Genomic DNA, 7579 nt, shown 5'->3' with positions numbered 1-7579 from the left:
CGCCTCGCCGCCGAGGCGTCCGATCCGGCCCGCACGGCCGAGCTGCCGCTGTGGGACGACGTTCTCGCCACCCCCGACCCGGTGCTCGGTTCCCGCCCGCTCGACCCGGCGGCCGACACGTTCGGGGCGGCGAGGCATCTCACCCTCGACCTGCCCGCCGGCGTCACCGAGCCCCTCCTCACCGAGGTTCCGGCCGCGTTCCACGGGCGCGCCAACGACGTCCTGCTCACCGGCCTCGCGCTCGCCGTCGCCGAATGGCGGCGTGAACGCGGCGTGTCCGACGAGACGGCCGTCCTCATCGGCCTCGAAGGGCACGGCCGCGAGGAGATCGTCCCCGGCGTCGACCTGTCCCGCACCGTCGGCTGGTTCACCTCCATCCACCCGGTCCGCCTGGACGCCGGCTGGGTCGAGCCCACCGACGTCCGCGACGGCGGCCAGGCCGTCGGCACCGCGCTCAAGCGGGTCAAGGAGCAGCTCCGCGAGATCCCCGACAACGGCATCGGGTACGGGCTGCTCCGCTACCTCAACCCGGCGGCCGGGGCGCGGCTGCGCGCCCACCCGCAGATCGGGTTCAACTACCTCGGCCGCTCCGCCGTGCCCGAGGCCACCGACTGGGGGCCGGCGGACCAGGCCGACGGCGACGCCCTCGGCCCTGGGCAGGACGCGGCACTCGGCCTCGTCCACGCCATCGAGGTCAACGCGCACACCCGCGACCTGCCGGACGGCCCCGAACTGTCCGCGACCTGGACATGGGCGGGCGGGCTGTTCGACGACGCCGCGATCGAGGACCTCGCGGAGCGCTGGTTCACCGCGCTGCGCGGCCTCGTCGCCCACGTCGCCGCCGGCGCCGGGGGCGGGCCCGTCGGCGGGTTCACCCCATCCGACCTGTCCCTGGTGGACGTCAGCCAGGACGAGATCGACGAGCTCGCCGCCGAGCTCGACGGTGAATGGGAGCTGGATTGAGCAAGTCGCAGCTTGAGGACATCCTCCCGCTGTCCCCGTTGCAGCAGGGACTGTTCTTCCACGCCCTCTACGACTCGGGCCGCGACGTCTACACCGCGCAGATCGTGTTCGACCTGCGCGGCCCCCTTGACGTGGACGCGCTGAAGGCCGCCGCCGCGACCCTCCTGCGCCGCCACGCCAACCTGCGCGCGGGGTTCCGGCAACGCAAGGAGGGGTCACCGGTCCAGGTCGTCCACCGCACGGTCAGGCTGCCGTGGCGGGACGAGGACCTGTCCGGGCTGCCCGAAGCCGACCGCGAGGCGCAGGCCCGCCGGCTGGCCGACGCCGAGCGCGCCCGCCCGTTCGACATGACCAGGCCGCCGCTGCTGCGCTTCCTGCTCATCAGGCTGGCGGACGGCCTGCACCGCATGGTGTTCACCAACCACCACATCCTCCTCGACGGCTGGTCCACGCCCGTCCTGCAGACCGAACTGTTCGCGCTCTACCTCGCCGAGGGAGACGACAGCGGCATGCCGCGCGTCACCCCGTACAAGAACTACCTGGCGTGGCTCGCCGCCCAGGACCGTTCCGCGGCCGAGGACGCCTGGCGCCGCTCCCTCGACGGCGTCCACGAACCCACCCTCGTCGTGCCCGGCGCCCCCGAACCCGGCACCGGCGCCCCCGGACGCGTCCGGACCCGCCTCACCGAAGAACTCACCTCGGCGCTCAGCGCGCGCGCCCGCGCCCAGGGCGTCACCCTCAACACCGTCCTGCAACTCGCCTGGGGGACCCTGCTCGGCCGCCTCACCGGCTCCAGCGACGTGGTGTTCGGTGCCGCGGTGTCCGGCCGCCCGCCGGAACTGGCCGGCGTCGAGCAGATGATCGGGTTGTTCATCAACACCCTGCCGATCCGCGCCCGCGTCCGGCCCGCCGACACCGTCGCCGAGGCCCTGACCCGCCTCCAGGACGAGCAGGCCGCGCTGATGCAGCACCACCACCTCGGCCTGTCCGACATCCAGCGCCTCACCGGCGCCGGGACGCTGTTCGACACCATGACCGTCCTGGAGAACTACCCGTTCGACCCGGACGCCGCCGGGACCGACCTCGGCGGCCTCACCCTCCACGCCGTCGACGGCTACGACGCCACCCACTACCCGCTGACGTTCGCCGCCGTCCCGGGGCGTGCCCTGTCCCTGCGCATCGACCACCGCACCGACCTGTTCGCCGGGGACGACGCGGCGCGCCTGATGCGCCGCCTCACCCGCATCCTCGAAGCGATCGCCCACCGCCCCGGCCTGCCGCTCGGCCGCATCGCCGTCCTGGACGACGACGAACGCACCAGGGTCCTCCAGACCTGGCAGGGCCCGCGGACCGGCCGCCGCCCGCAGACCCTCACCTCCCGCTTCGCCGAACAGCTGGCCCGAACCCCCGGCGCCACCGCCGTCCGCGCCGCCGGGAAGCCGATCACATTCGCCGAGCTGGACGAGCGGGCGAACCGTCTCGCGCACCGGCTGATCGGGCTCGGCGTCGGGCGGGACACCCCGGTCGCGGTGCTGCTCGAAAGATCCGCCGACACCGTGGTGGCCTCGCTGGCGATCCTCAAGGCGGGCGGGGCCTACGCGCCCATCCACCGCAGCTACCCGGCCGAGCGGATGGCGTGGGCGGTCGCCGAGGTCGACGCGCCCGTGCTCGTCGTCAACACGCCGATGCGGCACCGCGTGGCCGATCTGGAGACGTCCGCGACGGTGCTCGTCGTGGACGACGACCCGGAGACCGGCGCCCGGCCCGCCACCGACCCCGGCGTCCCCTGCCATCCCGAGCAGCTCGCCTGCGTGCTGTTCACCTCCGGCTCCACGGGCGTCCCCAAGGGCGTCATGCTGCGGCACCGCGACGCCCTCGACCTCGCCACCGACGGCCGGCTGCGCGGCGGCGCCCACGACCGGGTGCTCGTCCACTCGCCGCACGCGTTCGACGCGTCGATCTACGAGATCTGGACGCCGCTGCTGCACGGCGGCACGGCCGTCGTCGCGCCGCCCGGCCACCTGAACGGCGAGGCGCTCGAAGAGATCATCGCCGCCGAGGACCTCACCGGCCTGTTCCTCACCACCACCCTGTTCAACCTGGTCGCCGACGAGCGGCCGCACGCGTTCGCGCGCCTCCGCGAGGTCCTGACCGGCGGCGAGGCCGGCTCGCCGGCCGCGATCCGCAAGGTCCTCGCCGCCTGCCCGGACACCGAGGTCGGCAACGTGTACGGGCCGACCGAGGCCACCACCTACACCACCGTGACCGGGCTGCGGGCGCCGCTCGCCGACCCGTCCGAGACGTCCGCCGTGCTGGGCCGCCCCATCGACGACATGCGCGTGTACGTGCTCGACCAGGGGCTGCGGCCCGTCCCGCCCGGCGTGGTCGGCGAGGCGTACATCGCGGGCGCCGGGCTCGGCCGCGGCTACCTGCGCCGGCCCTCCCTCACCGCCGAACGCTACGTCGCCGACCCGTTCGGCGCGCCCGGCGACCGCATGTACCGGACCGGCGACCTGGTCCGGTGGCGGGCCGACGGGAACCTGGAGTACGTCGACCGCGCCGACTTCCAGGTCAAGATCCGCGGGTTCCGCATCGAACTGGGCGAGATCGAGGCCGCCGTCGCCGCCCACCCCGCCGTCGCGAACGTCGCCGTCATCGCCCGCGAGGACACCCCCGGCGTCAAGACCCTCGTCGCCTACGTCATCGCACCGGCCCTGTCCGCCAGGGGGGACGACCCCTCTGAACCCCACGGTGAAGAGCGCATGGTGGACGGGCTCCGCGAGTTCGTCCGGGACCGGCTGCCCGAGTACATGGTGCCCGCCGCGTTCGTCCGGCTCGACACCTTCCCCGTCGGCCCGACCGGCAAGCTCGACCGGCGCGCCCTGCCCGCGCCCGACTACGGCGAGGCCGCCGCGGGACGCGCCCCCCGCACACCCGACGAGGAGCGGCTCTGCGGGATCGTCGCGGACGTCCTCGGCCTCGACCGTGTCGGCGCCGACGTCAGCTTCTTCGACCTCGGCGGCGACAGCATCGCCGCGCTGAAGCTCGTCACCCGCGCCCGCCGGGCGGGCATCGAGCTCACCCCGCGCGACGTGTTCACCCACCAGACCGTCGAGGCGCTGACCCGGGCCGGCGCCCCCGAAGACAGGCTCGGCTTCGAGGTCCTGCTGCCCATCCGCACCTCGGGCACCCGCCCGCCGGTCTTCTTCGTCCACCCGGCGGGCGGCCTGGCCTGGGGCTACCTGCAGTTCCAGCGGCACCTCGGCCCCGACCAGCCGATCTACGGGCTGCAGGCCCGCGCGTTCACGCGGACCGAGCTGCCCGGCTCCATCGAGGAGATGGCCGAGGACTACCTGGCACAGATCCGGGCCGTCCGCCCGCGCGGCCCCTACCACCTCGCCGGCTGGTCGCTCGGCGGGCTCGTCGCCTACGAGATGGCCGTCCGGCTCCAGGCCGCCGGCGAGCGCGTCGGCCTGCTCGCCCTCATCGACGCCTACCACGGCCAGGACCTCGAATCCGAGCGGCGCGAGGTCCTCCCCGAACTGCTGGAGTCCATCGGCATCGACGCGACGATGGTCGCCGAGGACGGCAACCCGAACATGGCCCAGATCATGGCGGTGCTCGCCGACCGCGACGACGCCCTCGCCACCCTCGGCGAGGACGACCTCGTCAACGTCTACCGCAACTACGAGAACGGGCTCCGGCAGGCCGAGGAGTACCGCCCCGGCCGGTTCCGCGGCGACATCGTGTTCTTCACCGCGCTGCGGGGCCGCACCGGCGGTTCGCCCACCGGACGGTCCAACTGGGGCCCGCTCGTCGAGGGCGGGATCGAGGACTACCCGATCGACATCGACCACCACCTGCTCATGGAGCCGGACCCGGCCGCCGAGATGGGCGCCGTCCTGGCCGCCAAACTCGACAAGCTGCACAGCAGCCAGTGAAAGGGAGACAGATGAGCAACCCGTTCGAGGACCCCGACGGCACGTACGTCGTCCTCGTCAACGACGAGGGCCAGCACTCGCTGTGGCCGTCCTTCGCCGAGGTCCCCCCCGGCTGGACGGTGGCCAAGGACGAGGACACCCGGCAGGCGTGCCTCGACTACATCAACGAGAACTGGACGGACATGCGGCCCAAGAGCCTCATCGAGGCGATGGGTGGCTGATCTCGAAATCCCCTCGGTCACCGAGTGGGAGATGGAGATGCTCGATGCGGCGGACCTGCGTCCCGCGCCGCTGCCGGGCGTCGAGATGACGTTCACGCTGGCCGCGCTGCCGTCCGCGGACGTCAACCGCGCCCTGTACGCGACGGTCGGCGCCCGCGTCTGCTGGACGGACCGCTTCCCCTGGACGTACGAGCAGTGGCGGGCCTGGGTGGAGCGGCCCGAGCTGAGCACGTGGATCGCCATGGCCGAGGGCACCGTCGCCGGCTTCTTCGAGATCGAGGCGCAGCCCGGCGGGGACACCGAGATCCACCTGGTGGGCCTCACCCCCGCGTTCGTCGGCCGCGGCTACGGCGGCTACCTCGTCGAGCAGTGCGCACGCCGCGCCTGGCAGCGCGGCGAGCTGTGGGCCGCGGACTGCGGCCCCGCCTCCCGGGTGTGGCTGCGCACCAGCAGCCTCGACCATCCGAACGCGATCGCCAACTACCGGCGGCGGGGCTTTAAGGTGGCCGCGGAGACCATTGCGCCCAAGCTCGTCCCGGACCCGAGGGTCGCGCCGTGGCCACTGCCGCACGACCCGCGCACGGCCTCCCGCCGGAACGAGCAGGAGGAGTTGATCACGTGACCTGGTTCCGCTGTACCGAGACGCGCCCCTGGGCGTCGATGCGGCTGTTCTGCCTGCCGCACGCGGGCGGGTCGGCGGTGTTCTACCGGCCGTGGGCGAAGGAGATCAGCCCGGCCGTCGAGGTGCACGCCGTCCAGTACCCGGGCCGCGCCGACCGGATGGCGGACGCGTTCGTCACCGACGCCCACCAGCTCGCCCGCCTCATCGCGGGTGCGATGGCCCCGCTGACGGACCGTCCCGCCGCGCTGTTCGGGCACAGCATGGGCGCCGTCCTCGCCTACGAGGTGGCGCGGCTGCTGCAGGAGCGGGGCAGCGCCCCCGTGCACGTGTTCGCCTCCGGGGCCCGGCCGCCGCACGACCGCGGCGCCGACCGCGTGTCCGGCAGGGACGACGACGGTGTGGTCGAGGAGATGATCAAGCTGGGCGGCACCGATGCCGATGCCCTGCGGGACCCGGAACTGCGCGAGCTGGTCCTGCCGTACGTCCGCAACGACTTCACGCTGATCGAGGACTACGCGCACCGGGACGGGACGCGGCTGACCGTCCCGGTCACCGCGATCATCGGGGACGCCGACTCGCACGTGACCGAGGAGCAGGCGCGCGGCTGGGGCGAGGTCACGGGCGGGCGGTTCGCGCTCAAGGTGCTGCCGGGCGGCCACTTCTACCTGACCGATCAGCAGTCCGCGGTCATCGCCGAGATCCACCGCACCCTGGAGGTCCCGGCCACCGGCTGAGCCCCCGCCCGCCGGCCCGGACGTGCGACGGGCCGCCCCCACGGAGTTCGGATGGGGACGGCCCGCCTGTCACGGAAGCCGCGGGATCAGTAGACGCTCAGCCCGTAGCTGTTGAGCGCCTCGGCGACCGGCTGGAAGAACGTCGTCCCGCCCGAGCTGCAGTTGCCGCTGCCGCCCGAGGTCAGGCCGAGCGCGCTCGACCCGTCGAACAGCGAGCCGCCGCTGTCGCCCGGCTCCGCGCACACCGTGGTGCGGATCAGTCCGCTGACGCTGCCCTGCGAGTAGTTCACCGTCTGGTTCAGCGCGGTGACCCGGCCGCTGTGCAGGCCGGTGGTGCTGCCGCTGCGGTACACGGTCTGCCCGACCGTGGCGCTCCCGACGTCGGTGATGTCCTGGGTGCCGCCGTAGAGGCTGACGGCGCCCTGGGTGTCGGCGGGCGTCGAGTTGTACTGCACGATCCCGTAGTCGTTGCCCGGGAAGCTGCTGGCGACGGTGTTGCCCAGCGTCCGCCCGGACCGGTCGGTCCAGGTCGAGCCGATGTTGGTGCAGTGCCCGGCGGTGACGAAGTAGTACGTGCCGCCGCTCTGGACGTTGAAGCCCAGCGAGCAGCGGGCGCCGCCGGTGTAGATGGCCTCGCCGCCGAGGGTGAACGTGCGGAACTGCCCGGCGACCTTCTCGGTGCGGACGGCCGCGCCCTGCCGGGCCGCGGCGGCCTTCACCTTCTTGAGCTTCGCGCCCTTGACCGTGCCGTCCATGCTGAGGACGACCTGGTTGGAGGCCGGGTCCACGGCCCAGGCCGTGCCGGGCACGGTCGCCTCGCGCTTGAGCGCCGCCATGACCTTGTTCAGGTCGGTGCCGCTGCGCGCGACGGTCTGCGGGACGGCGCCCGCGGCGCGGACGGTCTGCGCCGACTTGGCGTCGGTGACGGTGACGACCAGCTTGCCGCCTCTGATATAGGAACCCGCGGTGTGGGTGCCGAGCCGATGCTCCAGCGACGCCGCGATGCCAGCGGGAGCGGCCGGCGCGGCGTGCGCCGCGGGAGCGGCGGTCGCGGTGGGCGTGGCGGGAGCGGCGGCGAGGGTCGCCGCGGCCACGCCG

At 73.6% G+C, this 7579-nt stretch carries 6 protein-coding genes; 5 read left to right on the top strand and 1 reads right to left on the bottom strand.

Annotated features, from left to right (window positions below):
- The 5 genes from AF1_RS30660 to AF1_RS30640 all read left to right on the top strand — a co-directional run.
- A partial coding sequence (locus tag AF1_RS30660; protein WP_255218852.1) for a condensation domain-containing protein occupies positions 1-963 on the top strand: 963 nt, incomplete at its 5' end.
- Positions 948-4904, top strand: a complete 3957-nt coding sequence (locus AF1_RS30655; protein ID WP_067807319.1) for a non-ribosomal peptide synthetase — start codon at positions 948-950, stop codon at positions 4902-4904. The genes AF1_RS30660 and AF1_RS30655, both read left to right, overlap by 16 nt.
- Positions 4905-4915: 11 nt before the next feature.
- On the top strand, positions 4916-5125 hold the full coding sequence (locus AF1_RS30650; RefSeq protein ID WP_067807316.1) for an MbtH family protein: 210 nt from the start codon (positions 4916-4918) through the stop codon (positions 5123-5125).
- Positions 5118-5747 carry a GNAT family N-acetyltransferase gene (locus AF1_RS30645; protein WP_067807313.1) on the top strand — a complete coding sequence of 210 codons (630 nt, stop codon included), beginning with the start codon at positions 5118-5120 and terminating at the stop codon, positions 5745-5747. The genes AF1_RS30650 and AF1_RS30645 overlap by 8 nt, the downstream gene beginning before the upstream one ends.
- A complete protein-coding gene (locus tag AF1_RS30640) occupies positions 5744-6481 on the top strand; it encodes a thioesterase II family protein (RefSeq protein ID WP_067807310.1) in 738 nt (245 codons plus the stop codon). The genes AF1_RS30645 and AF1_RS30640 overlap by 4 nt, the downstream gene beginning before the upstream one ends.
- 86 nt (positions 6482-6567) lie before the next feature.
- Here AF1_RS30640 and AF1_RS30635 read toward each other — a convergent pair.
- A partial coding sequence (locus tag AF1_RS30635) for a S1 family peptidase (RefSeq protein ID WP_306303198.1) occupies positions 6568-7579 on the bottom strand: 1012 nt, incomplete at its 5' end.

Source organism: Actinomadura formosensis NBRC 14204, assembly GCF_001552155.1.
GTDB classification, from domain to species: domain Bacteria; phylum Actinomycetota; class Actinomycetes; order Streptosporangiales; family Streptosporangiaceae; genus Spirillospora; species Spirillospora formosensis.
This window is presented reverse-complemented; position numbering and strand designations above follow the sequence as displayed.